This is a genomic window from bacterium (genome assembly GCA_016716565.1).
Lineage (GTDB): Bacteria > Bacteroidota > Ignavibacteria > Ignavibacteriales > Ignavibacteriaceae > IGN2.
The window spans coordinates 307,109-331,392 of the sequence record JADJWC010000004.1 but is presented as its reverse complement, the minus strand read 5'-3'; the positions used below and the strand labels follow the sequence as shown (position 1 = coordinate 331,392).

Here is a 24,284-nt window from a genome sequence, read left to right as displayed (position 1 = left end):
TTAAATAATTACTTGCTAGAAAATCAAATCGACAATTCTAGTACTCCACCACCTGCCCTTTAACCGGCATAGAAGTGTGCAACTGTACGATCTGCCACTTATCATTATCTTTTTCAAGTACGCCGGTGGTTCTTATTCCATCAAATGTAAATTGTTTACCGGCAGATTCTACATACCAGTTAACTCTCATATAGAACCAAGCTTGACCGCCAGTTTTACATAAGTGTAGGACTTTATCTCTTTCGGATAATTTTACATTAGCAAATGTTTCGTAAGCACGTTTTTGAGCCTGTCCAAACGAAACTTTATCTACCCACAGCTCATTTTCATCAGTGCCGAGTATGATAATATCTGGCTTATCAGAAAAGCAAGAAAGCAGCAAATCAAGATTTCTTTCCTCATGTGCTTTGTTAAAATTTTCCAAAATCTGAAGAGCATTGTCTCTCTCTGCTACTAAATCTATCTCTGGTTCGCTTGAGCAGGATAATAATCCGAATAATGTTATTGGCAGGATCAGGATGAACAACTTTTTCATTGCAACCTCCAGAAAAATTAATAAATATAAGCGGAGAAATTCTTTAAAGATTTGCCAGAAAGTGATGAGTGAGAATTTCCCCCAACAATATTTTTATTCTCTGTTGTAATCTATCAAATTCTGGTTAAGAATCAAGTATTTGATTTTAATTGCAGACTTAAATTGAGTTGAGATAATTTTTTTTCAAATCAAACATTTTCCAATATTTCACCCAATAATTTCTATATAAATGAATAATCTAAAAGAAATAGAGCCGGCAAACGCAGATATAATTAGTGATAGAATAAGCTACCTGAAGCTTGTTGCTCTTTGGGCTTTTAGTGAATCTGCTTTCGGTGGAATACTTCACGCACTAACTATCCCATTCAGAGGATTATTTATTGCTTCCGCAGCTGTGCTTTTCATTTCACTGATCGCTCTGTTTTCAAAGAGTAATAAAGATATATTGAAGGCTACGTTGATTGTAATCTTGATCAAGGCGGTTGTCAGTCCCCATTCTCCACTCACTGCTTATTTAGCGGTTTCTCTTCAAGGTGTTTTGGGATTTTTATTATTCTTAACAAAAAGATTTTTCAAGCTATCGGCACTTATGCTTGGACTTTTGGTACTATTCTTTTCAGGTATTCAAAAAATTGTAGTGCTCACTATTCTGTTTGGAAATACTCTGTGGGCATCATTGGATATTTTTATTAAGCAGGTATCTGTTGAAATATTTAATAGAAGTCATCCTGACATAAATTACGGTTACATTTTAATTGCTGGATATGTACTGCTTCATTTAGCTGCGGGAATTTTCATAGGAATTTATGCTGGACGACTGCCAATAAAAATAAATCATAACAAGAATCAGATCCCGTCATTTTTAGAAATTAAGGCAAAAGAAGAACTTCCTGTGAAAGAAAAACGAAGAAAGAAAAGCTGGTTTCTGCGTCCAACCGGAATATTCATAATTATTTTATCTGCAAGTGTAATTATCCTATCTTACGTCTATCCGGAGCTCGAAGATAATATTGCGATGTCGGTTTTATTAATGTTGTTAAGAGCGATGATAATTACAATTATTTGGTACGCTTTGTTAGCACCATTGTCTAGAAAGCTATTCAAGAAATTTGTTTCAAGCAGAAAATCCTTTTATGCAAAAGACGTCGAGGAAATAATATCTATGTTTCCGAAGTTCAAAGAGATTGTGAATTACTGTTGGCATTTATCTGGGGATAGAAAGGGATTTAAACGAATTCGCTATTTTTTGTCAACATCTTTTTATTATTTGTTGTTGAGTAAATGAAATTCAAAAATCAGGGAGGATACCAATGAAGCAATTACCAAAAAGATTTAAGAAATTTAAGAAAGATTTTCCGGAAGTTGCTAAAGCTTATGAGGAGCTTGGAATTGCAGTTCACAAAGCCGGGCCGTTGACAGAAAAAACCAGAGCACTTATAAAACTTGCAATATCAACAGGTGCTGGTTTGGAAGGCGCTGTTCATTCCCACACACAAGCAATTGATGCAGGTGCGCTGAATAAAACAGCTGTTATGCTTGCGTTATTGACAATCCGTTTTCCTTTACCGCGATGAGTTGGGTTGAGGTACAATAATCAGACTAGACCGATACTTTTATCAAAACATTTCCCTTTTTATGTCCTGTATCAACATACCGATGAGCTTCTGCAATTTCTTCCATAGTGAATATTTTATCTATGACGGGTTTAATTTCACCTTTTTCAACTAGTTGTGTGATGAAGTTAAGATCCCTGGATCGTTCAACCGGTGGTCTTAATCCGGTCGCCATTATCAAAAATTTTTTATTTGAGAAGATTGAAGTCCAAAGAACTGAAGGAATTACTTTCAGTGTAATCGCAGCCTGTAGAAATTTTCCATTTTGCTTTAAAGAATTTTTGCACTTGGAAAAACTGGTTTTTCCTACCAGATCAAAGATAATATCATAAGTTTCACCGTTTCTTGTGAAATCATCTTTGGTGTAATCGACTACTTTATCGGCACCAATTGATTTTACTAAATCTATGCTCGAAGTGCTGCAAACACCTGTAACCTCAGCATCAAAATAATGTGCAAGCTGAACTGCAGCCGAGCCAACGCTTCCCGATGCACCGATGATCAAAACTTTATTTCCTTTTTGAATTTTTCCTTTATCCCGAAGGAAAGGCAGTGAAGTTAAAAATCCATCACAGCAGGAAATTGCTTCTTCATAATTTTTATTAGATGGTATTTTGGCAATTGTAGATTTATTTTCCTGCAGACAAATATATTCTGCATACGATCCGTAACCTGGAGTTGTTCCTACAACTTTATCACCTACTTGAAATGAATTAACTGAGTTCCCAACAGCTTCAATCTCGCCGGCAAATTCACTTCCTAAAACTTGATTTTTTGGTTTGGTAAGTCCTGTGAACAATCTTGAAAATTTCGGTTCGCCTCTTCTGAAAACGCAATCAGTGGCTGTAACTGTTGATGTATGAACTTTTATCAGAACCTCATTCTCTTTTGGAACCGGTTTCTCAGTTTCTTGAAGATGAAGAACTTCAGGTGGGCCATATTCAGAATAAAATACTGCTTTCATTAATTCCCTTCTTTATGAGGCTCTATATTTTACTACAAAGATAACAATTTCAAATAGAACTATTCGAATTCAACTCTCAACTTCTTGTCAAGCAATCCTTCCAATGGCCAGTCACCAAAGTTGACAGCTTTTGCATATTCTATTGCTTTTTCAGGAGGAAAATTTTTATACTGAATTAAATATGCTGCGAACATATGACTCGCACGTCGTGCAACTGTACAGTGCAATAGAACTTTACCATCAGCATTTGCTATTGCGTCCGCAAATTTCTTGACTGCTTCAGGAGTGTACGGATACTCTTCGCCTCCAAGCGGAATGTGAACATATTCCATCCCGAGACTATCAACAACTGCGGCTTCATCAAAAGGAACATATTCTCTGTTTTCCATTTCAGAAGGAGTGCGAAGATTTACAATTGTCGTCACACCATCAGACTTTAATTTAGCAAACGATTCTTTATCAGGTTGTCCGCTTATGTAAAGGTCATCAACTTTGGCAATCACTTCACGGAATCCGGTTTCATCCAGTTTAACAGGGAAAGAGACTGAATCCTGACCAAAACTAGTTTCCCAAAGGAAACTGATACCGAAAATGAAAACGAATAATATTTTTTTCATTGCATTTACTCCGATAGTTACTAGTATAATTTTTCAATCATTATCACAAACAACAGTACTATTATTGAGTTCACTCATAATTTTTTTGACTGAATGTCTTACACCCGGTGACAAAGTTTCCAAATAATGGTCCTGTGCAAGGAATAAAATTTCTTTTTTGAGTTCCGGATGTTTACCTGCAATCTTGATTATCATTTTTAATGCATTAATTCTTACTGAAGGTGATTTATTTATCTGTTCCCAGACATTCATACAAATATCAAACAGAACGCCTTCATACTTTTCATCCAATTCCATCATCAAAAGAATTTTAAGAAGTTCCCGCTGATGACCATCACTTTTATCCTTAACAGCTTTTACTATTCTATTAATATGCTTCTTAATTCGCTTATCATTCTCCTCAATAATGCTCCACAAAACAAAAGCTGCTCTCCACGAATAAGGCTGCTTATTTGAAACTGCTAATTCAATTGCTTCCTCGAAATGTTCGGGATGAGAATTCATATATGAAATCATTTCATTTTTGTATGAGCTCAGTAACTTATGTTCTAGAACAGTTTCCATTGATTAAACTATTACTTGAAACTTTCTCTGTTTTATCTCTCTATTTTTAATTTTTTTAACAATTCCACAAGTAATTTGCTTACAGGTAAGTTCAACCTCACCTTTTGGATAAAAAATCATACTGTGCTCAAACTTATTTTTTTCGATCATTCTTATTTCGTCATACAGAAACTCTGTTTTCTCATTCCGAAATATTCTAAAAAGATCATCTATTATTTTATTCGATAAATTTATTCCTATATAGACAATTTCAAACTCAAAATACCCCATTTGTAAATCGCCGGATAGAAATTTAATATGCAGATAATTCTTTCTTTGGTCTATCAGGACTGATTTGAACAGCGAATCATGTAAACCGTTTTGCCTGAGTAGTTTTTTTATCGTCGCTGGAAGTTTTGAATAGATTCTATTTATATAGTTTCTATAAGAATTTTTAACTTTCTGATATTGTTCGTCATTTAGCCTTCCATTACACCATTCTCTAGTAAAATATTTCATTTATTCTTCTATGATTTAAGTATAATTTGATTTCACAGAATATTTCTTGCAAGCCAATCTTTAAGATTTCTATATTTTCTTCTTAAAAAATCCCCACGTGATTATACCCTCATCCACTATTGCTTTTCCAAGCAGTTCAAAACCAAGATGAAGATAAAAATTTACATTTACTTCAACTTCTGTATTCAGACTTAAGCCGGTACTGGTCGGATGTGCCGAGACTAACTCCTCAACTTTATTAATTAGTTGACGAGCCAATCCTTTTCCCTGGTAAGCGTTTCTCACTCCAATCATATTTAAATGATGATGCGGTTCTTTTGGAAGCAGACCGGATGCAACACTGCCATACTTTTCATAGCGTGATTTTTCTTCTGAGCCAATTTCTCTCCATAGTTCATCACGCAGCTTGAACAATTCTGGTGGTGAAGGAATTTCTCCCGCTAAAGTTACTGCCGCTGCTGCAACGAGTTTATTTTCTGAGTTATATATCCCTAACAATGGTTCATTTCTTAATGCTCTAGCAGAAACAAAAAATGTTACCAGTTTGCGAAGACGTTTATCGTAATCTTTTCTTTGTCCAATAACATATTTCATTACTGGGTAATTGTGGAAAGCTTCGCAGAGAACTTCGGTGATTTCGGGGATGTTTTGTTTATTAAGATTTAAAATACTCATAAATGAAATTCGTTCACTCTTAAATAAAAGAAATTCATCTTAAAACCAAAAAGGGCATCGTGGTGATGCCCTTTCTACCAAAATCGTTTTTTAGATTTACAATGAAACTCTCATTTGCAAACCTAATCTGAATCCACTCCAATTTATATTCACTTTATCACCGCTTTGATTAATCAGGTATGCTTCAGAATATTGATCGAACTCTAAATTACTCGGGATATAAATTAAGTAAGACAAAGAAATTCCTAATTGCATTCCCAATAAATCCATTGAAGAACCTACACCGGGTTTGAAACTGAATGAAGCTGAACTAAAACTGAGTTCATCTTCTTGAGATTCATCTCCGACCTTCAGAAGTGATGTGATTGAAAAGCTGGAGAGAGTATAGCTGACAGCAAAGTTCAATCCAAAATTGAATATTTCACTAACACTGGTTTGATAGTCAACCATTGTTCCGATACTGGTTTCTACAGCGGATTGGTCCACTTTTAATTCTCCTGAGTAATCCTGGTAATGTATTCTTCCACCGGTCGATCCGTGCTCAACAAATCCGCCGATAGAGAATGTTCTATCAGAAGTATCGATTACTGGAATCAAAAAACCAAATTCATAGCCAAAATATGGGGGAAAAGATTCAGTCTTATCAGCCGGAATATTATTCTGTCTTATATCAATCAACAACTCATTTTGAATTCCTTCTAAATCGCCCATCGCATAAGTGTTATAGCTAATAGTTCCAAAAAAAGTAACACTGTGCTGACAAAATGCGATGGAATTTAATACGAAAATTATTACTACAATGTTTATAAAAGTTTTTTTCATAACTGTTCCCCGTCTAATTCAATTCCACATACTTGTAGTAACCATCAACGAAATAAAGTCCGTTCAGGTAAAAATGCGTCAATCCACTAACATTGATGTGACCGCGCTGCTGCCCTGTAATGGGATCGAATATATATCCGTTTGCTGCTAACAATCCTGAATTGGAATCTATAAGCGGATAGTAATAAAATTCACCGGGTATCTCCAGCAGAAGCTGTACATCCGATGTTCTGTAAATTTGAATGCTATTGTTTTGGGATACTATGATTATTCTTGAATTATCTTTTGTAAAAACCGCATTGTAAGTCGGTATCGAACCTATTTCTATCAGACTGCTTCCTGTATATCTGTAAATACGATTATTAAATGCAACGTATTGCTGATCGTTTGTTATCCTAAGTTCAGTATAGTAGAGTCCGAAATTGAACGAATAAGTAAAAAAACATTGGTTGGTATTCATATTGAAATATGCAAGTACCTGAAGCCCGTTACTTTTAATAATAATTACAGAGAGCTTGTTATCATTATTGATTTTGATAGATTGAATTGGTGCATAGGTTCTGTAGTTCCCGGTCGGCATCAGAGCTATAATATCTGTTTCCGCTTCAGTATTTAATGTTGAAACATTAATTTTATATACACTTCTATCATAGGTATAATACATATAATCTCCGTTATCGCTTATCGTCAGATTGATACCATCTATAGAAAAATCAAACACTCTGCTATTTATTAAATTCAGAGTAGTGCCATCATACGTTGAAATGCTATGTTGATAGGTCACATGGGAATAATCCAGCATTACAAAAAGATTTTTTTCAGGAATGTATTTCAACCAGGCACCTTCACCAAATGGGAACGGTGTACCAATGGATTGCCCATGAATGGATACACTCGGAGTTTCTTCTCCAGCTTTAGAGAATGCAGATAAACGGTAGAACGGTCTGCCTAGTGCCGGTGATTCATCTACCAGTACCGTATCATATGGTGAAAATATCTCAATTTCATTTCCCGCGCTTACAATTTTATAATTTCTAAATGCAGCGGTAAGAGGAAATTTATTCCAGGTTACGAGCAATTTTTCGTCTGGCATAACGATTGTCGAAACGAAAGACGGAGAGATACTCTGAAATACTTTAGTCTCGCTTTCCTTATAGATGTTCATAACCTGTGTGACGAGTTCATAGTAACCATAACCAGTAAAGTAAGTAGTATCATAGTATTTTGTTTGATTAACATTTGATATCGCTGCTATAGTTGATCCATTTCTTTTTATAATATATAGCTTAAAAAATGGTTGTTCATATTTTTCCCAATTAAGCGTGAGTGAACCATTTTCAATTGTAAATTCCTTTAGTTGGGGTGTTGAGATTGGTCCATTAAAAATTGTAACTGGATATTGTTTAGCAGCAATCAATGCTTCTGCTCCAAGCCGATCGGCAAGGCTGCCGGTATTGGTTGTTGCCGCAAGTAATAATGTGAAAGTATAGTCTCCATCCTGATAGTACTCGCTGTTAAAAACTATTTGAGAAGAACCGGACATATGAAGCGAGACTTCCATTTCGTCAAGAAACCCTGTGACAAACTTTACTGTGTGACCGTTTAATTCAGTCTCGACTGCGAATGTTATAGTTCCTCTTATTTGATTAATAGCATCAGGATTTAAAACTGTAATATCAACAGTTCCCTCAGGAGGATTTACAGTTTTGAAATTTGTTTCAGTCGGTGAGTAATCGCAGCTGTTATGCAGAACTATTGCACTAAAGCAGACAATTAGTTTTAGTCTGATGATGTACTTGCTCATAAATTCCCCATTCAGTTATCTAAATGAATATCGAGCCAATAAGTAGTCAAAAATAATTGATCACTTTAAGGTGTTCAATTTCATTTTCATCAAAATGATATCTAAAAAAATAAACCCCATCTTTACGAAGCAGGATTCATCGATTCGCTGTAAATGAAAAACTGTTATCGAGAAGTCTGCCCATTTTTACTTATGAAACTTATATCAGTCTTTTATCAATTCAAACAAACCAACTAGTTAAAAACCAAAAAGGGCATCGTGTTGATGCCCTTTTAGTTGCTAGTATTCGAAGATCCTGAAACAAGTTCAGGATGACAATTATCCGTCACACTTCGACAAGCTCAGTGTGACATTTGTCTTACTTCACATCGAATCGATCAAGGTTCATAACTTTGTTCCAGGCTGCAACAAAATCCTTTACGAACTTCACTTTTACATCGTCCTGCGCATAGACTTCTGCAAGTGCACGAAGCTGTGAGTTTGAGCCGAAGATTAAATCAACACGGGTTCCTGTCCACTTAACTTTTCCTGTTTTACGATCACGTCCTTCATATGCATCAATGTCATTAGTTATTGGTTTCCAAACAGTATTCATATCAAGCAGGTTTACAAAGAAGTCATTTGTCAGTTTACCAACTTCATCTGTGAACACACCGTGTTTTGTTCCATTATAGTTTGCACCAAGCACGCGCATTCCGCCGACAAGCACGGTCATTTCAGGTGCACTTAATGTAAGAAGCTGCGCTTTGTCAATCAGCATCTCTTCTGGTGTTATGGTGTAAGCTCTTTTCTGATAGTTACGGAAACCATCTGCTTCAGGTTCCATGTATTCGAATGACTCAATATCAGTCTGAGCTTGGGATGCATCCATTCTTCCCGGAGTGAAGGGAACTTCAATTTTGTGTCCTGCAGCTTTAGCAGCAGCTTCAACTGCAGCACATCCACCAAGAACAATCAGATCTGCTAGAGAAATTTTCTTACCGTCTTTACGTTTGTTAAACTCTTTCTGAATGTTCTTAAATACTTTTAGTACTTTTTCAAGTTGTTCAGGCTGGTTAACTTCCCAATCCTTTTGAGGCTCCAGGCGAATGCGGGCACCGCTAGCTCCACCGCGCATATCCGAACCACGAAAAGTTGATGCAGCAGACCACGCAGTATAAACCAGTTCTGAAATTAATAAACCTGAATCTATAATTTTCTTTTTAAGCCCATCGATATCTTTTTTATTGATAAGCTTGTGGTTAACTGCAGGTATTGGATCCTGCCAGATTAAATTTTCTTTAGGAACTTCAGGTCCAAGGTAACGAGCTTTTGGTCCCATATCACGATGCGTAAGTTTAAACCACGCTCTTGCAAATGCATCCGCAAACGCTTTTGGGTCTTTGTGGAATCTTCTGGAAATAGGTTCGTAGATTGGATCGAAGCGTAAAGATAGATCAGCAGTTGTCATTGTCGGTGGATGTTTCTTTGAAGGATCGTGCGCATCAGGAATCATATGTTCGGGTTTAACATCTTTAGCTTGCCATTGCCATGCACCAGCAGGACTTTTAACTTTTTCCCACTCATAACCGAAGAGCATATCGAAATAACCCATATCCCATTTTGTTGGATTTGGTTTCCACGCACCTTCGAGGCCACTTGTGTTTGTGTATTTACCTTTGCCGTCTCCTAATTTATTTATCCATCCGAATCCTTGCTCTTCTATCGGCGCAGCTTCCGGTTCCGGACCAACTAAGCTTGCATCACCAGCTCCGTGCATTTTACCAAATGTGTGCCCACCAGCAGTCAAGGCAACCGTTTCTTCATCATTCATTGCCATTCTTTTAAATGTTTCGCGTACATCACGACCAGAAGCAACCGGATCAGGATTTCCATCAGGGCCTTCAGGATTCACATAAATAAGTCCCATCTGAACTGCAGCCAAAGGGTTTTCCAATTCCCTGTCACCCGAATAACGGCTTTGAGGTTTGTCACTTGTTGCTAACCATTCCTTTTCAGCACCCCAGTAGATGTCTTCTTCGGGCTGCCAGATATCTTCGCGTCCTCCACCAAAGCCAAAAGTTTTGAAACCCATTGATTCAAGTGCAGCATTGCCGGCTAATATCATCAAGTCAGCCCAGGAAATTTTATTTCCATATTTCTGTTTGATTGGCCATAGCAAACGACGTGCTTTGTCCAGGTTGCCATTGTCAGGCCAGCTGTTAACTGGTGCAAAACGTTGGTTGCCAGTTCCTCCTCCTCCACGTCCATCGGCTGTTCGATAAGTACCAGCACTGTGCCACGCCATTCGAATAAAAAGTCCACCATAATGACCCCAATCTGCAGGCCACCAATCCTGTGAGTTGGTCATCAACTCGTACAAATCTTTTTTGAGAGCTTTGTAATCCAGCTTGCTGAATTCTTTTGCATAGTCAAATTTTTTATCCATCGGGTTTGATGCCGGATGGTGCTGGTGAAGTATTCCCAGGTTTAATTGGTTTGGCCACCATTCTTTATTTGATGTTCCCCTGCCGAAAGAAGTTCTTCCGGTTACGGGACATTTGCTTTCATCACTCATATTCATTCTCCTGATGTTTTTATTGTTAATAGTTATTTAATTAAATTTTTTATTATTGAATGTTCCAATTATCTGAAGCTTAATATCTTTTACTTTGAAGTTGGGTATTTTCTTCTTTCTGAAATATTCCTCAAGCATCCCATTCAGCTGATCATCAAAAAAATCTTCAATACGTTCCGTGTCTTCACAATACAAGTGATGATGATTATCAAGTATTGCATCATATCTCATCACATCTTTTTCAGTCTTTACTTTTTTGACCAAACCTTTTTCAACAAATGTCTCGAGAGTTTTGTAGATCGTTCCAACAGCGATGTTGGGATGATTTTTAACAACATATTCTTTTATTTTGTCTGCGGTGGGATGATTTTTTAAATTATTTAATGCTTCAAGAACAGCAACTCTTTGCGGAGTGACTTTTAAATTGCTGTCTTTCAAGTCAATGCCGTGTTTTTCTTTTTTCATAGATAAAAATTATTAGATAGGAATTATTCTTATCTAAGTTAGAAATTTATTTACAGAATATCAAGTTTGTAATCAAACAAATATATAATCAGAGCTCCTGTTGTTAATGAATTGTTTGTGACAGCTGAATAAATTGGGCAACGAATGACTTGAATCCAAAACTATTTGATATGATTCAATTATAATCAGATTTAGTAATTACAATATCGAGCACATCTACAAGTTCTTTATCCTTATATTTATACCTGAATGTAACATCGTTCTCTCGCATAAATCGCATTTCATCTTTTGTTCGGATATAATTAATGATCTGATACGTAAGAAATTGCCTTGCTTCTTCAACATTAATATTTGTCCTATTTTTCTGCGTTAGAGTATAATAGTAAATCATCATTTTGTCTGAACCTGAAACTGTACTGTCAAGTCTTGTTTCACTATCGATCATAATGGGACATTGTTTGTTTACTTGGGCCGATATCATTTTAAGTTGTTCATTAACTGTTTTTTGTGGACCAAAATATTGTGCGAATGGAATAACAAAACCAACGAACTGTAGAAAGAACCAAAATGAAGCGAATGTTGTTGCACCAGTAAAAAAGATTTTGAGAAAAACAGTCCTGGGTTTTCTGATAAGAATCGAATTCGAATAAACTGCAATCGATCCTATAATACCGCCTATCGCACCTCCTACGAGAGCTAAAATTAATGGCAAACAGATCCATATGTATTCCCATTTATTTAGTTGTCGACCTATTTTAAATTTTTGTCCATCAATTTGAAGTTTTGGAATTAGGTCAAGGGGTTTGTGAATAAGACTAATATTTACCGTTGTACCGAAATTACTTGTTGCTAAAAAATTTCTATTCCGGTAGAAAATGTTTTTCTTTAATGGCTTAATTTCTTTATTGTCAATAAATAGCTTCGGCGCTCGCCAATAACTCAATCGAATGTGCATCCCACGATCTTCAAATCCTGGTGGTTCTACCTGATAGTTCAGATTGAAATCTGTCAAGATACTATGAAGATTACTATCATCAATTGAAGTATAGGGATTGGGTTTGCCATTTTCTCGCCATGTGTATCTGCAGATAGAATTACAAAACGAATAACCGTCTTCCGTAATATTTTCTTCGACTATAATCTTTCCACAATTAGCACAATTCATTTCCAGCTCTAGTAATGGTTTACAATAAATGAATTTGTTTCAAATTAGTGCTACAAAACCAACACGGTTTATAAAAATTGATCAATAATTACTCTTGAAACTTAGATTCATCCGGTAAAAGAAACAAGAAAGTTTAACGAAAAATAAAAAAGGGCATCGTGGTGATGCCCTTGAGAAGAAAATCTTTTAAGATTCTTTCGCTTCGCTCAGAATGACAGTTGCTTCAGCAGCCTTCTCGTTTCTTTTTCTTTGGCTTTGTGATAGATGGCTGCGTTGTAATTTGAGGAGTAGGTAAGTCCGTTTTCTTATCAACGGTTTCTTCTGCACCTGTTTGAGGAACACCGCCAAAGAATTTGCTTATTTCTTTTATCTTTTCGAATTCTGCGATCTGCTCTTTGCCTGCATCGGCTGAAAGATTTGGAAAGAGAACTTCGCTTTTCCATTTATCCAAACCGCCGTTAAGAATGTAAACACCTCTGTAGTTATCTGATTTTAAGATGAACCACGCTTGTGCTGCCCTGAGATCATCATAGCAATAAAGAATGATTTTCTGGTTTCTTAACAGACCAGCTTCCGGCAATGTTTCCATAGGAATATTGTATGCAGTCGGAATGAAATATTCATTAAAATCTTTTTCTTCTCTTAAGTCAACCAGAGTGTAGTCTGATTTTCCTTTTATTATCCAATCTGCTAATTCAAGCACTTCAATTTTATCAGAATTATTTACAGTTGATAAAGCAAGGTCTTTTGCATTAACTTTAATTGTGGAACCAGAATAAGGACTTCCAGCAATTGTTGCAAGCAAGCCAAGAACGATTGCAACAAGCGCAAGCTTTTTAGGTATTGTGAGATCTTTTAAAAACTTTTTCATAAACTGTTCTCCGGATTTTTATCAGCAAATTTTTTCTCAGCCCATTCTGCGGCTGCAAAAGCACCCAAAGCCATCAATACAACAAAGAATACAACTAATCCATATGGAAGATTAAAGAATTCGGGAAGAGTTAGCTTTCCCAAATTTGTTGAGTAATAAAAACTCTCAAGCAATGGAAACATCTCACCGAAAACAAAAATTCCTGCAACAACTCCTGCAAGAAAAGTAAAACCATCAAGTCTTCCGGTTGCAAAAGAAACAACCGAAGTTCCGGGACAATATCCTCCGATAATGAAACCGAATCCGAGAATTAATCCGCCCACGACTTGCGGAAGGATATAAGTCTCGCCGACGTAAACAAGAGAAAGATCCATAAAACCAATTACCGAGAGATAATAAATTCCCAGCATTGCAGTAACGATTGCAGTAAACATTACTTTAAGAACTCTCATATTGGAAAAGTAAAATTGTGCCGCAAGAATTCTTGCATTGCCGAAACCGCCTCGTTCGAGTGCAAATCCAAAACCGATGCCGATTATGAATGCAACAACGAGACTCATATCAAAATTGAAAAAACCGAATTTGAAAAATGGTGAGTTCATGTCCACTGCCTCCTTAAAAAGTAAGCTCCGGCATAACCACCGGCAAAAACCATCATCATAAATGCCCAACTTCCAAGATTAAGCATTGCACCGCCAGATAACGCCTGTCCACTTGTACATCCTCTTGCAAGCTTTGCACCAAAGCCCATCAATCCTCCGCCAATAAAAGCAAACATTAATCTTTGCCAGGAAGAAATTCGGGGACCTTTTTCTATTTTCTTTTTAACTCTTCCTGCAAGCGAACCAGAAATAAAACCACCCGCTAATACACCAATCACTTCGAACAAAAGCCAATCTTTTAAAGGATTGGTAGTTCCATCACCTATGTATTCGCTGAAGTAAGCATTATTTTTTGCATGCTCAGGTGCGACTGTTTCTATTCCAACCGAAATTAAAGTTGAGAAAGCACCGGATGCGCCCAGTCCCCTGCCCATAATAACATAAGCAGCGAGAAGAACGAGTCCGAGTCCGAAACCAACTACATAAGGATTTGAATAAGGCTGTGATTTTACCTCAACCTTTTCTTCTTCCTTTTCGAAGATGTGAGTTATTTTTCTAACTAAAGTTGTCATTAAATATTTTCTCCGTTATTTAAAGTGTGCGTTAAACCAATGGCTGTATTGTCCAGCCGAAACAATTATAAATCTTAAAATCAATCCACCGATGATTACCATTATCGGTGCGATTGGTGTATGTTTTACTTTATGGTTGACTGCAAGGAGTTGCAATCCAAGCGGTATGATTATTCCTAATCCGATAACAAAAACCCAGAATGCTGGTGCATAAGTTCCTGTGAGAAGCAATTGAGCAGCCTCAATGTGTGGTCTTGCTGACGACATCAAACCAAGGAAAAGCATTACAATTACAAATAACTCAACTACAAGAAATCCGTTATCAGCTTTAGCAAGTAATTCGCTTTCATTTTTATTTTTTGCAATAAGATGAACATACGCTGCTGCTGTTGACAATCCGGAAACAAGAAATAAAACCCAGAGAAGTGATGAGTTCCAAAGTGGTCTCGAACCCATCGTACTCAAAAGAACACCAGTGTAGGCACCAAGCATCATCCCAAGAACCATATTAAAAATACCAACATTTTTTATAAAGAACGGATGAGCTTGTAATTTTCCTGCGATGTCACTAAGCTTAGGAAATTTTTGTGTAATCCAAGATGGAGGACGAATAAGAATATTTGCAATCAAGGCAGGATAAACTAAAATCAAAATCCATGCACCCCACGACATTGGTGAAGTGACCTGAAATGTTGTGTAAAGTCTCCACACATAAGGCTTGTGCGCAAGATCCAGAAATAAAGCAAACATTCCCAGACTTAACAGTACAAAACTTGTCAGGGGAATTGAGTAACACGAACAATTGCTTTCTTTATGTCTTCCGCTGAATAAAAAATACCCTGCTATGATCATCATTCCGGCAACCATCCCGCCAAGAAAAAGATAAACAGGAATTTCCCAGCCCCACATTGCCATAACCGGATCGATGTTAGGATTGTTTCTTGTTGTAAAAATTTCGTGCATCGTAATTCCTCACACTAAATAAAAAATATTTGGCTTTGTTCCTGCATCAGTCATTAAAGCATGATACTTTCTTGAATTTAAAAGCTTGCTTACTTCGCTGTTTGGATCATCGAGATCACCAAAATGCATACAGTATGTCGGGCAGACTTCAACACAAGCAGGCTTCTCTCCTTTTTCAACTCTGTGAATACAGAAAGTACATTTATCTGCATATCCATCAGGATGAATGAAACGCGCATCGTACGGACAGGCTTCTACACAAGCTTTGCAGCCAATACACTTCTCGTGAGTGACGAGTACCACTCCACCAACATCGTGAATGTGACTTGCACCAGTCGGGCAGCATGAAACACAAGGCGTTTCCGAGCAGTGATTACATCTCTCGGTTCTTATTTCCAAATTGATATCAGGAAATTTTCCAAATGACTCTGTTACGATCCAATCCCTGTTGTGGCCTTCAGGAACATTGTTTTCAGTTTTGCAGGCAACAACACAATCCTGACATCCAACACATTTACGAGTATCTATTACCATTCCGTATCTCGGCATCTTATACCTCCATCTCAAATGTTACAAAGTTCACATTCATTCCTGTTCCACCCATCAACGGATCAGTTTTGTATTGTGTGATAAGTTCTGCATCGCTTGCACCTTTTTTATAAGTGCTTCTAAGTTGTCGTGATTTTTGCCCAAATCCATGAACCATATAAACACAATCAGGTCGTATTCTTTCTGTTGGTTTGACTTTTATTTGATCTGAAATAACTCCATCAGAATTTTTTAATTTGATTTTATCACCTTGTTTCAATCCATATCGTAAGGCAATATCCGCATTGACCCAAAGCTCATTTTCACTCATCATATCCCTTAGAATTGGATTAGATTGTGTTTTGCTGAATGTATGAACGGGAGCCCTGCCATAAAGCAATCTGAAATATCCTGAAGGTGGTTGAGGATGCTTTGTGTATTTTGGAACAGGATCAAATCCAGCTTCAGCCAGTTGAGGGGAATAAAATTCTATCTTGCCAGATGGTGTCCAGAACTCAGGTTCAATTCCATCTTCAAAATAAATTGGCTGCGGTTCACCTTTAATAATTCCTTTTTGCTTTAACTCTTCAAGTGAATGTCCTACTAGTTGTAGCCTTATATCAAGATATTCTTCGATGTCTTTCCATGGAAAATATTCTGCAAGACCAAGTTTCTCACCAAGTTTTTTGGCAATCCACCAATTTGGTTTTTGATCATTTGGTTCTGCCACTACCGGCTGCCTTATTCCAACAAAACTTTCTCTAAACGGAGAAGTATTCAGATCATCATATCTTTCCAAATAAACAGATTCAGGAAGAACAACATCTGCCCATCCAGCTACTTCACTTGGGACTACATCAACTACAACCATCAAGTCAAGATTCTGAATTGCTTTAATTGTTTCATCTCTGTTCGGAAATGCTTGCAAAAGATTTGTACCGTAAATCATCCACCCTTTGATGGGATACGGTTTGCCTGTGATTGTTGCTTCACGAATTCCGGTTGAGATTTGCTCGCCTGCTGCAAAAGGATATTTTCCATCAGGATTATCAACAGTACCTTTTTCAATCTTTGGATAAGGTGGATAAGGATATTTAGGAATATCATAACTGTAAGGAATATAGAATCCACCTTTTCTTCCCCAGCTTCCCATCAACGCATTCAGCAGAGCAATTGCACGACTTCTTTGTGCATCATCGCCATACCACGTTACGTGTCTCCCGGGATGAATAAGTGTTGCAGGTTTATAACGTGCCATTTCTCTGGCTGTTTCTCTTATTACTTCAGGATCAATTCCTGTTTCAATGTAAGCCCATTCAGGTGTGTATTGAGAAACTTCGGCAGCAAATGCTTCAAATCCAAATCCGAATTTCTCAACATAATCAACATCGTAAAGTTTTTCATTTACTACCACACTCATCCATGCGAGTAATAACGCAATATCAGTTCCGGGTTTTATTGGCAAATAATATTTTGCCTTGCTGGCTGCAACAGAAAATCTTGGATCAACAACAATGATTGATGCGCCTTTTTCAACAGCACGGGAAAATTCCTGTACTTGTGTATTGTGCATATTCTCGCCAAGATGGGAGCCGATCAATACAAGACATTTTGAATTTTGAATATCGGTTCTTTCCGGAGAGCCGACAATATCTCCAAATGTTAATTCAAATCCGGCTTCGCGTGGACCACGACATTGAGCATATGAAGGTGCTGTTTCATTCGGACTTCCATAAGCGTGCATCAAATGTTTTAAGAATGATCCGCCTATTCCGTGACTGAAAAGTGCCATTGATTCAGGACCATATTCAACTTTTATTTTATTCATCTTTTCAGCTATATAATCGAATGCTTCGCCCCAGGTTACTTCAACCCACTTTTCTTCACCGCGTAAACTTTTTCTGATCAAAGGAGTTTTTAATCTGTCTTCATCATAATGCGCACCAACTCCTCCCGTTCCTCTTGGACATAATCTTCCATTACTCAATGGATCATCAGGATGTCCTTCCAGTTTCCAGAGTTTCCCGTCCTTTACATAAGCCATCACACCGCACTTCCAGAAACATAAATCGCAATAGGTAGAAATCTTTTTGATTCCTTTTTCACTTTGTTCATTAATTTTTTCTGAGGATTTAATAAACGTTTTAGCAGTACCTGCAAGTGCAGCAGCAGTTACAACTGTTGCACCTGATATTTTCAAAAATCTTCTTCTCGATAGTGAATTCATTTCGTTCCCGTAAGTTGATTTCTTATAAACTTTTTGATGCTGTTACATTCAGCAAAATCTTTATACACTGAACACTCACGACAATCTTTTGATGTGCAGACGGTATTTTCGCCTTTAACCGACCAGCAAGGACCGTTGTGTGTCAGATAAGCACTGCAACTACTTCTATCTTCTTTACTGCAGTTCATCACTTCCCAACAAGGCATCAATGAGTAAAGCGTCTTTATACCATTAATACTTATCTTGGAATCATTTATTGCTGAACGGATACACTTAATTCTTTCAATATCTGAATTTGAGTACAGTCTATGACTTGAGGATTTTTTAAATGGAATGATGAGCTTTTCTTTTTCATACATCCTAAGTGTATGGACAGAAATGTTTAGCAGCTTTGCAGCAGTGCGAATCGGATAAATTGGTTCGTTGTTAGTCATTTGGATAAAACTTTTGCAACTTATTTAAAGTTGATATTTATAAATACCAACTTTGCTGCCACACAGAAACAGTTGATTATTGTTAATAGGTGCGTTTTTTATTCGAAGTTTTTTTCAAATGAAAGAAAAATGAGAATTGCATTTCTAAGTTTTTGGAATGATTAGCAGAGTTAAATATTAAATTGAGTGAAGAGATAATCTGAGTGAAATAGTTTTACTTGTCTTCTTCCCCCAGGATTCTTTTTGCATAATTGAAATCCTCCGGTGTATTAATGTTGAAGAATAAATCAAGATGATAATAATCTAATCCCGACACATCAACAATTTCAGTTTCAACACACCCTTGTAATTCATAGATGCTACCTTTTAGCTTTGAATCTTTTTTCATTGATTCATTTATCAGCTTATCGACTTGTGGAAATATTTTTTTTGAATAAACTCCGCAAAGCTGTTGAATCTTTCCTTCGGCTTTTGGAAGAATTATGTCTTTATCAGATTTAAAGTTGATCAAGTAGTTTATTAGTTCCTTATTAATTAAAGGCATATCGCAGGAAATGAAGAAGTTTTTTTCAGTTTTTGTGGAGTAAAGTGCTGAATGAATGCCTGATATTGGTCCCCTGTCCGGGTAAATATCTTTAATAATCTTTTTTTTAAATAATTCGAAAAGTTCCAGTTCATTTGAACTAATTACAACCTCAGAAAATATGGATTCCAGAATCTCGATTATTCTTTGCAAAAGTGATTTATTCCCGACTTTTAACAGAGATTTATTGGTTCCCATCCTGCTGCTTTTCCCACCGGATAGAATAAAGGCAGTTATGTCATCATGAAGTTTTTTCAAATTCTATTTATTTTTTATATCAAATATATTGATTTGTTATTATGCCTTTTTAAAAGAATGAATCTTGAAGATTATTTTTTCATCATATCAATAAAAAAAATTGAAAGATAATGAACTACTCCCAAAGGGATGATATGTCAGAAGTAAAAGATTTTCAAAAAGATGTAATTGAAAAAAGCTACAATAAACCTGTATTGGTTGATTTCTGGGCTGAATGGTGCGGTCCATGCAAAATGATTGGACCGGTTCTTGAAAAACTTGCTGAAGAAAACAAAGAAGCCTGGGAACTTGTAAAAATCGACACTGACAAAAACCAACAAATAGCGATGCAGTACGGGATTCGTGGAATTCCGAATGTAAAACTTTTCAAAGATGGAAAAGTCATCAACGAGTTTACAGGTGCTTTACCCGAACAAGCGATAAAGGATTGGCTGAAGAAATCAATTCCGAGCAAGTTTACAGATCAGATTGAACACGCAAAAATATATTTGAAAAACGGAGATGTTGATATTGCAAAAGCAATTCTCGAGGATGTTCACAAAGGAGATATAAACAACAGCGAAGTTAAAGTACTGCTTGCCAAAATTCTGCTATTCGAAGATCAGAAAGAAGCTCTGCGCTTAACACAAAATGTTGATGGAAATCTCAACAATATTGAACTCGCAGAATCAATAAATACCCTTGCAGAATTAATTAGTCGTGACAAGAATAATTTTCCGGAAGGTGAAGTTAAAGCTGAATACCTAAATGCAATACAGGATATAAGAAATCAAAACTTTGACGCAGGTTTGACTAAGATGATCGACATCATCAGAACTGATAGAAACTATGAAGATGATGGTGCAAGGAAAATATGTATAGCAATATTCAAATTTCTTGGCGAGGAGAGTGAAATTACATTAAATCACCGTCGTGATTTTGGAAGAGCTTTATATATCTAGGATTGATTCGAAGAATATTTGTAAAATTGGTTAAGCGAATCCGGATTAGCAAGCGCGTCCTTATTTTCGACCTCTTCCCCATTCAAAATTTTACTTACTGCAATCTCAACCTTCTTCCCGCTAATAGTTCTTGGTACTTCTTTCACTTCATAAATTTCACTCGGAACATGTCTTGGTGTTGCTCTCGATTTAAGTTCTGATTTTATTTTATCTTTAAAATTTTTATTCAACTTTACACCTTGTTTAAGCACAACAAATAAGACAATCTTTTCATCACCATTGAACTTTTTTCCAACAACAATGCTGTCACTAATTCCGTCCAGTTCTTCAACTATCCGGTAAATTTCTGCAGTACCTATACGAACTCCACCGGGATTAAGTGTTGCATCTGATCTTCCGTAAACTACTATTCCGCCTGACTCCGTAATTTTAATATAGTCACCATGAGTCCAGATCCCCAAATACTTTTCAAAATATGCTTTACGATATTTCTCGCCATTTTCATCATCCCAAAAATAAACCGGCATAGATGGAAATGGTTCGGTACAAACCAGTTCACCTTTTTCACCAACAACTGATTTGCCTTTTTCATTGAAAGCTTCGACCTTCATTCCTAATCCTTTGCATTGAATTTCTCCTGCATAAACAGGAAGAATCGGATTCCCAAGCATAAAGCAGGAAATTATATCTGTCCCACCTGAAATCGATGAAAGCTGCAAGTCGGATTTTACATTTTCATAAACCCAATGAAATGTTTCTTCGGGAAGAGGTGAGCCTGTTGAAAGAATTGATCTTAACGAACTTAGATCATACTTTTTCTTAGGTACAAAATTAGTCTTATTGAATATTGAAAGATATTTTGGAGATGTACCAAATACGGAAATTTTATGCTTTTCGACTTTCATCCATAAGACATCATTGTCAGGATAAACAGGATTTCCATCATAAAGAAAGATGGTTGCTCCAACCTGTAGCGAGCTTACCAACCAATTCCACATCATCCAGCCACAGGTTGTATAATAGGTAATTACTTCTTCTCTCTTTAAATCCGTATGAAGGCTATGTTCTTTAAAATGCTGAAGTAAAGTTCCTCCAGCACCATGCACCATGCACTTTGGAAGTCCGGTAGTTCCGGAAGAATACATTATATAAACCGGATGATTAAATGGTAACTGCTCAAACCCGATTATTTTTGAGGTGTTATCTAATAAATCATTAAAATGTATGAACTTAGAACTATTTATCTCCTGATTATTATTGGTAGCATGTGGTTGTTTTAAATCCTGGTATTGTGGTATCCAGATTATCTTCTCAATTTCCGGGATTTGCGAGACTATGTTTTCAACCTTTTCTTTACAATCAATTAATTTTCCGTTGTATTGATATTCTTCTATTGCAAACAAAACTTTTGGTTTAACTTGACCAAAACGGTCAAGTACACCTTGTGTTCCAAAATCAGGGGAGCATGATGTCCAGACAGCTCCAATGCTTGTTGTAGCCAGCATTGCAATAATTGATTCAGAAATATTAGTTACAAATCCTGCAACCCTGTCGCCTGTTTTAACACCAAGTTTTCTCAAACCAGCGCTACATGATGTTACAAGTTTATTTAATTCAGCATATGTGATTGATACTTCTGGTTTATCTTCCCTGCTGCTAATGATGGTCAGGTGATCATCATTGTATTTTAATAGATTTTCAGCAAAGTTTAGTCGGCTACCTTCGAACCAATTAGCACCGGGCATAATTCGTTTATCAAGTACTTTTTCATAAGAATTAGAATGAATTATCCCGCTGAACTTCCAAATAGATTCCCAAAATTTCTCACTTTCTGTAACGGACCAGGTATGAAGCTGATTATAATCACTGAATGAAAGATTATATTCTCTCTTAAGAAAATTATAATACTTCGAGAAGTTTGAAGTTCGAATTCTATCTCCCGACGGTATCCAAAGTGGTTTTGAGTTGCTCATTATAGTAAAAAACTCACTTGCGAGGTGAGTCGTAATTACCTTTAATTTCTTAAATGAATTATTTGATCATTCCTGCATACAAAGCAGCTTTCCAGGCAAAGTCAATATCATTATTGGCCAGCGCAGTTTTAGCTGACAACTCAATCATAATCTTTTGATTCTCATTCAACATCAATGATGCTTTTAACATTTTCTTGTAATCATTCAATCGCTGATATCTATAGAAGGCTTCCAATCCTTCTTCAAATCCATCGATTTTCTCATCGGAGACTTTTTGGATATAGAACTTTACATCCTCTAAAGAAGGAATTAATTCTGAATGACCAAACTTACCTAAATCATTTGCTGAATAAATTTCGGATGTTCTGATATGTAATGGCAGTTGATCATAACCGATGCACTTCTTATTTCCCGGTTGTTCCAAAGAAAAAATTCCGTTCGCAGCACGGGAATAAAAGCTTCCAGACATTCTTGCAACTAAATCTATTTTGATCGGATCAATAATACCATTAGTAAACAAATCTTCAGCAACATGAAACTTCAGTACCTCACAAATTGCAATATTTGCAGATGCACCCGCTTTGCCAAAACTTCTTATCTCTAACACTTTACATTCTAACTGGAATGGTGACTCTTTAACTCTTTTTGGTTTTACCAGATCAGAATCAATCGGAGTTAATCCAGATTTAATGAACTCATCATATTCAGAGGGATATTCTGTAGATGCAAGACTCACCTGCTCAACCATCGCATGAGTTACGGACTGTATTACGCATTCTTTTATTGCAATTAAATTGTTGTAGGTATCCTTTAACGTTGCATCTCTTCCTCTTCTTGAAGGTGAAAAAGCAACTATCGGTGGATTTGCACCAAAAGCATTGAAGAAAGAAAATGGTGATAAGTTATTTATTCCATCAGTAGAAATTGTTGAGACAAGTGCAATAGGTCTTGGTGCAACACCCCCGAGAAGTAATCTGTGAACTTCCGGAACTGATAAATCTTTCGGTTCGTAATGAAGCATTAAGAAGTTTTCTTTTTCTTAGCTAATATCGATCTGCTTTTCTTTGCTTTTCGAATTGTGTTTTTGAGAACACCTAGTTCGGTGATTTCAAGTTCGATTTCATCACCATCTTGAAGCCAGATTGGGTCAAAATCTTTTCCATTTTCTTTAGCTTCTATCGCCCAAGTTCCGTTTAACTCAAGATAACAACCTGTCCCGACTGTTCCTGAACCAATTACATCCCCCGGCAACAATCTGACTCCATATGATGCCCGTTCAATAATCTCGGCAAAAGTCCAGTTCATATCTTTCATATTCCCATCAGAGATTTGCTTGCCATTATGCTTTGCAGTCATCTGCAGATCGTACTTATTTCCAAATTCAGTTGATATTTTATACGGCTCAAGTTCATCAGGAGTAACAAGCCAAGGACCAATGCTTGAAGCAAAATCTTTTCCTTTTGCCGGACCGAGATTTAATTTCATTTCTTCCATTTGAAGCACTCGTGCAGAAAGATCATTCATTATCAAATAACCAGCAATATAAATGTCAGCTTCTTTAGCTTCTATATTTCGTCCTTCTTTACCAATGACGATCGCAGCTTCAAGTTCAAAATCAAGTTGACGAAGATGATCATCTTCCACTCGAATCTCACCTTCTCCAAAAATTGCGTTGTGGTTTGTGAAGTAGAAAACGGGATACTGATCGAACTCGGGAATCATTTCAACACCACGATTTCTTCTTGCTGTTGCCACGTGCTGTCTGAAAGCATATCCATCTCTGCAAGAAGGCGGATTTGGAATCGGTGCTAATAATTTTAAATTTTCGTCTGTCACAAAAGAAGTAATCTTCCCTTCCTTTATAGCTGCTTCTACCTTTCTTGCATTTTCCATCATTTCTTCACCACCTCGAAGAAATCTTCTCATCCGATTTGGTAATTCAAGTCCTAATCCTACTGCACATTCCTGAAGATTATAAATTTTTCCATCTACATAAATTCCAAGTCTGTCTTTTTTCTTTGTTGTGTATGATACGAGTTTCATTTCAGGTTTT

25 protein-coding genes are annotated in these 24,284 nt (G+C 36.6%); 3 read left to right on the top strand and 22 right to left on the bottom strand.

Annotation, left to right across the window (positions count from 1 at the left end; genetic code table 11):
* Positions 1-37: 37 nt before the first annotated feature.
* On the bottom strand, positions 38-535 hold the full coding sequence (locus IPM14_16885) for a nuclear transport factor 2 family protein (protein MBK9099747.1): 498 nt from the start codon (positions 533-535) through the stop codon (positions 38-40).
* Between the two features lie 229 nt (positions 536-764).
* Here IPM14_16885 and IPM14_16880 point away from each other — a divergent pair, with 229 nt between their 5' ends.
* Together IPM14_16880 and IPM14_16875 are read left to right on the top strand one after the other, a co-directional pair.
* A complete protein-coding gene (locus IPM14_16880) occupies positions 765-1,820 on the top strand; it encodes a hypothetical protein (GenBank protein ID MBK9099746.1) in 1,056 nt (351 codons plus the stop codon).
* 25 nt (positions 1,821-1,845) lie between these two features.
* Positions 1,846-2,109: a carboxymuconolactone decarboxylase family protein gene (locus IPM14_16875; protein ID MBK9099745.1), complete on the top strand. Its 264-nt coding sequence runs from the start codon at positions 1,846-1,848 to the stop codon at positions 2,107-2,109.
* A gap of 25 nt (positions 2,110-2,134) precedes the next feature.
* On the opposite strand, the gene IPM14_16870 is transcribed toward IPM14_16875, so the two are convergent.
* The 18 genes from IPM14_16870 to IPM14_16785 all read right to left on the bottom strand — a co-directional run bounded on the left by IPM14_16870 (position 2,135) and on the right by IPM14_16785 (position 19,317).
* Complete coding sequence (locus tag IPM14_16870) at positions 2,135-3,112, bottom strand: NAD(P)-dependent alcohol dehydrogenase (protein MBK9099744.1); 978 nt, start codon at positions 3,110-3,112, stop codon at positions 2,135-2,137.
* Between the two features lie 59 nt (positions 3,113-3,171).
* Positions 3,172-3,729 (bottom strand): protein tyrosine phosphatase family protein, encoded by a 558-nt coding sequence (locus IPM14_16865; protein ID MBK9099743.1) that lies wholly within the window; start codon positions 3,727-3,729, stop codon positions 3,172-3,174.
* Positions 3,730-3,762: 33 nt separating this feature from the next.
* The gene (locus tag IPM14_16860) at positions 3,763-4,293 is read right to left on the bottom strand and encodes a hypothetical protein (protein MBK9099742.1); all 531 of its coding nucleotides are present in this window, start codon (positions 4,291-4,293) and stop codon (positions 3,763-3,765) included.
* Positions 4,294-4,296: 3 nt separating this feature from the next.
* Positions 4,297-4,791, bottom strand: coding sequence for a DUF4085 family protein (locus tag IPM14_16855; GenBank protein ID MBK9099741.1), 495 nt, complete (start codon positions 4,789-4,791; stop codon positions 4,297-4,299).
* 69 nt (positions 4,792-4,860) lie between these two features.
* Positions 4,861-5,466, bottom strand: a complete 606-nt coding sequence (locus tag IPM14_16850) for a GNAT family N-acetyltransferase (GenBank protein ID MBK9099740.1) — start codon at positions 5,464-5,466, stop codon at positions 4,861-4,863.
* A gap of 96 nt (positions 5,467-5,562) precedes the next feature.
* Positions 5,563-6,288 (bottom strand): hypothetical protein, encoded by a 726-nt coding sequence (locus tag IPM14_16845; GenBank protein ID MBK9099739.1) that lies wholly within the window; start codon positions 6,286-6,288, stop codon positions 5,563-5,565.
* Between the two features lie 13 nt (positions 6,289-6,301).
* Positions 6,302-8,092, bottom strand: coding sequence for a hypothetical protein (locus IPM14_16840; GenBank protein ID MBK9099738.1), 1,791 nt, complete (start codon positions 8,090-8,092; stop codon positions 6,302-6,304).
* A gap of 358 nt (positions 8,093-8,450) precedes the next feature.
* Positions 8,451-10,649 (bottom strand): catalase/peroxidase HPI, encoded by a 2,199-nt coding sequence (gene katG, locus IPM14_16835; protein MBK9099737.1) that lies wholly within the window; start codon positions 10,647-10,649, stop codon positions 8,451-8,453.
* 36 nt (positions 10,650-10,685) lie between these two features.
* Positions 10,686-11,114: a transcriptional repressor gene (locus IPM14_16830; GenBank protein ID MBK9099736.1), complete on the bottom strand. Its 429-nt coding sequence runs from the start codon at positions 11,112-11,114 to the stop codon at positions 10,686-10,688.
* A 175-nt stretch (positions 11,115-11,289) separates the two neighbouring features.
* Positions 11,290-12,279, bottom strand: a complete 990-nt coding sequence (locus IPM14_16825) for a hypothetical protein (protein ID MBK9099735.1) — start codon at positions 12,277-12,279, stop codon at positions 11,290-11,292.
* 223 nt (positions 12,280-12,502) lie between these two features.
* Positions 12,503-13,150 carry a rhodanese-like domain-containing protein gene (locus tag IPM14_16820; GenBank protein MBK9099734.1) on the bottom strand — a complete coding sequence of 216 codons (648 nt, stop codon included), beginning with the start codon at positions 13,148-13,150 and terminating at the stop codon, positions 12,503-12,505.
* The gene (locus IPM14_16815; GenBank protein ID MBK9099733.1) at positions 13,147-13,752 is read right to left on the bottom strand and encodes a YeeE/YedE family protein; all 606 of its coding nucleotides are present in this window, start codon (positions 13,750-13,752) and stop codon (positions 13,147-13,149) included. The genes IPM14_16820 and IPM14_16815 overlap by 4 nt, the downstream gene beginning before the upstream one ends.
* A complete protein-coding gene (locus tag IPM14_16810) occupies positions 13,749-14,324 on the bottom strand; it encodes a YeeE/YedE family protein (GenBank protein MBK9099732.1) in 576 nt (191 codons plus the stop codon). The genes IPM14_16815 and IPM14_16810 overlap by 4 nt, the downstream gene beginning before the upstream one ends.
* 15 nt (positions 14,325-14,339) lie before the next feature.
* Complete coding sequence (gene nrfD, locus IPM14_16805; GenBank protein MBK9099731.1) at positions 14,340-15,287, bottom strand: polysulfide reductase NrfD; 948 nt, start codon at positions 15,285-15,287, stop codon at positions 14,340-14,342.
* Positions 15,288-15,296: 9 nt separating this feature from the next.
* A complete protein-coding gene (locus IPM14_16800) occupies positions 15,297-15,836 on the bottom strand; it encodes a 4Fe-4S dicluster domain-containing protein (protein MBK9099730.1) in 540 nt (179 codons plus the stop codon).
* 1 nt (position 15,837) lies between these two features.
* Positions 15,838-18,042, bottom strand: coding sequence for a molybdopterin-dependent oxidoreductase (locus IPM14_16795; GenBank protein ID MBK9099729.1), 2,205 nt, complete (start codon positions 18,040-18,042; stop codon positions 15,838-15,840).
* Entirely contained in the window at positions 18,039-18,476 is a 438-nt protein-coding gene (locus tag IPM14_16790) for a MerR family transcriptional regulator (GenBank protein MBK9099728.1), read from the bottom strand. Before IPM14_16790 ends, IPM14_16795 begins: the two co-directional genes overlap by 4 nt.
* A 214-nt stretch (positions 18,477-18,690) precedes the next feature.
* Positions 18,691-19,317 carry a molybdenum cofactor guanylyltransferase gene (locus IPM14_16785; GenBank protein MBK9099727.1) on the bottom strand — a complete coding sequence of 209 codons (627 nt, stop codon included), beginning with the start codon at positions 19,315-19,317 and terminating at the stop codon, positions 18,691-18,693.
* Between the two features lie 134 nt (positions 19,318-19,451).
* On the opposite strand from IPM14_16785, the gene trxA reads away from it, so the two are divergent.
* Positions 19,452-20,258: a thioredoxin gene (trxA, locus tag IPM14_16780; protein ID MBK9099726.1), complete on the top strand. Its 807-nt coding sequence runs from the start codon at positions 19,452-19,454 to the stop codon at positions 20,256-20,258.
* Here the strand turns inward: trxA and IPM14_16775 are convergent.
* From IPM14_16775 to IPM14_16765, 3 genes are read right to left on the bottom strand one after another with little or no spacing between them, the layout of a single operon-like run.
* Positions 20,255-22,231 carry an acetoacetate--CoA ligase gene (locus IPM14_16775; protein ID MBK9099725.1) on the bottom strand — a complete coding sequence of 659 codons (1,977 nt, stop codon included), beginning with the start codon at positions 22,229-22,231 and terminating at the stop codon, positions 20,255-20,257. The genes trxA and IPM14_16775 overlap by 4 nt on opposite strands.
* Positions 22,232-22,289: 58 nt before the next feature.
* Positions 22,290-23,252: a flavin reductase family protein gene (locus tag IPM14_16770; protein ID MBK9099724.1), complete on the bottom strand. Its 963-nt coding sequence runs from the start codon at positions 23,250-23,252 to the stop codon at positions 22,290-22,292.
* Positions 23,252-24,274, bottom strand: coding sequence for a fumarylacetoacetate hydrolase family protein (locus IPM14_16765; GenBank protein MBK9099723.1), 1,023 nt, complete (start codon positions 24,272-24,274; stop codon positions 23,252-23,254). Before IPM14_16765 ends, IPM14_16770 begins: the two co-directional genes overlap by 1 nt.
* Between the last annotated feature and the right edge of the window lie 10 nt (positions 24,275-24,284).

Bases quoted from the DNA above. Each gene is read 5' to 3' on its own strand.
- IPM14_16885 (MBK9099747.1), bottom strand. From the start codon at position 535: ATGAAAAAGTTGTTCATCCTGATCCTGCCAATAACATTATTCGGATTA.
- IPM14_16880 (MBK9099746.1), top strand. From the start codon at position 765: ATGAATAATCTAAAAGAAATAGAGCCGGCAAACGCAGATATAATTAGT.
- IPM14_16875 (MBK9099745.1), top strand. From the start codon at position 1,846: ATGAAGCAATTACCAAAAAGATTTAAGAAATTTAAGAAAGATTTTCCG.
- IPM14_16870 (MBK9099744.1), bottom strand. From the start codon at position 3,112: ATGAAAGCAGTATTTTATTCTGAATATGGCCCACCTGAAGTTCTTCAT.
- IPM14_16865 (MBK9099743.1), bottom strand. From the start codon at position 3,729: ATGAAAAAAATATTATTCGTTTTCATTTTCGGTATCAGTTTCCTTTGG.
- IPM14_16860 (MBK9099742.1), bottom strand. From the start codon at position 4,293: ATGGAAACTGTTCTAGAACATAAGTTACTGAGCTCATACAAAAATGAA.
- IPM14_16855 (MBK9099741.1), bottom strand. From the start codon at position 4,791: ATGAAATATTTTACTAGAGAATGGTGTAATGGAAGGCTAAATGACGAA.
- IPM14_16850 (MBK9099740.1), bottom strand. From the start codon at position 5,466: ATGAGTATTTTAAATCTTAATAAACAAAACATCCCCGAAATCACCGAA.
- IPM14_16845 (MBK9099739.1), bottom strand. From the start codon at position 6,288: ATGAAAAAAACTTTTATAAACATTGTAGTAATAATTTTCGTATTAAAT.
- IPM14_16840 (MBK9099738.1), bottom strand. From the start codon at position 8,092: ATGAGCAAGTACATCATCAGACTAAAACTAATTGTCTGCTTTAGTGCA.
- katG (MBK9099737.1), bottom strand. From the start codon at position 10,649: ATGAGTGATGAAAGCAAATGTCCCGTAACCGGAAGAACTTCTTTCGGC.
- IPM14_16830 (MBK9099736.1), bottom strand. From the start codon at position 11,114: ATGAAAAAAGAAAAACACGGCATTGACTTGAAAGACAGCAATTTAAAA.
- IPM14_16825 (MBK9099735.1), bottom strand. From the start codon at position 12,279: ATGAATTGTGCTAATTGTGGAAAGATTATAGTCGAAGAAAATATTACG.
- IPM14_16820 (MBK9099734.1), bottom strand. From the start codon at position 13,150: ATGAAAAAGTTTTTAAAAGATCTCACAATACCTAAAAAGCTTGCGCTT.
- IPM14_16815 (MBK9099733.1), bottom strand. From the start codon at position 13,752: ATGAACTCACCATTTTTCAAATTCGGTTTTTTCAATTTTGATATGAGT.
- IPM14_16810 (MBK9099732.1), bottom strand. From the start codon at position 14,324: ATGACAACTTTAGTTAGAAAAATAACTCACATCTTCGAAAAGGAAGAA.
- nrfD (MBK9099731.1), bottom strand. From the start codon at position 15,287: ATGCACGAAATTTTTACAACAAGAAACAATCCTAACATCGATCCGGTT.
- IPM14_16800 (MBK9099730.1), bottom strand. From the start codon at position 15,836: ATGCCGAGATACGGAATGGTAATAGATACTCGTAAATGTGTTGGATGT.
- IPM14_16795 (MBK9099729.1), bottom strand. From the start codon at position 18,042: ATGAATTCACTATCGAGAAGAAGATTTTTGAAAATATCAGGTGCAACA.
- IPM14_16790 (MBK9099728.1), bottom strand. From the start codon at position 18,476: ATGACTAACAACGAACCAATTTATCCGATTCGCACTGCTGCAAAGCTG.
- trxA (MBK9099726.1), top strand. From the start codon at position 19,452: ATGTCAGAAGTAAAAGATTTTCAAAAAGATGTAATTGAAAAAAGCTAC.
- IPM14_16775 (MBK9099725.1), bottom strand. From the start codon at position 22,231: ATGAGCAACTCAAAACCACTTTGGATACCGTCGGGAGATAGAATTCGA.
- IPM14_16770 (MBK9099724.1), bottom strand. From the start codon at position 23,252: ATGCTTCATTACGAACCGAAAGATTTATCAGTTCCGGAAGTTCACAGA.
- IPM14_16765 (MBK9099723.1), bottom strand. From the start codon at position 24,274: ATGAAACTCGTATCATACACAACAAAGAAAAAAGACAGACTTGGAATT.